This window comes from Bacillus sp. GbtcB10 (assembly GCF_019091365.1).
In the GTDB taxonomy this organism is placed as follows: domain Bacteria; phylum Bacillota; class Bacilli; order Bacillales; family Bacillaceae; genus Bacillus; species Bacillus altitudinis.
This window is the reverse complement of the sequence record NZ_JAGXJP010000326.1, coordinates 1-245: the sequence shown is the minus strand read 5'-3', so window position 1 is coordinate 245 and position 245 is coordinate 1. Positions and strand designations below refer to the sequence as shown.

General features: G+C 33.1%; 1 protein-coding gene. It reads left to right on the top strand.

Annotated elements, in window-relative coordinates; translation table 11 throughout:
* Positions 1 to 25: 25 nt before the first annotated feature.
* Positions 26 to 245: DNA cytosine methyltransferase (locus KVT11_RS20395; protein ID WP_254636543.1), on the top strand; the 220-nt coding region annotated here is incomplete at its 3' end.

Genomic DNA, 245 nt, shown 5'->3' with positions numbered 1-245 from the left:
AATTCTACGAGTCTTACGAGAGGACTTGAATTATACCGTAGATTATAAAGTTTTACGTGCAGCAGATTTTGGTATTCCACAAAACAGAGAACGTATTTATATTGTTGGATTTTATAATCCATTAGGTGGTAAAGATATACCATTTGACTTCCCAAATCCAACTGGTAAACCAACAAAGGTTGGCGACATTTTAGAAAAAAAAGTGGATGAGAAATATACCATTTCAGATAAATTATATCAGGGAC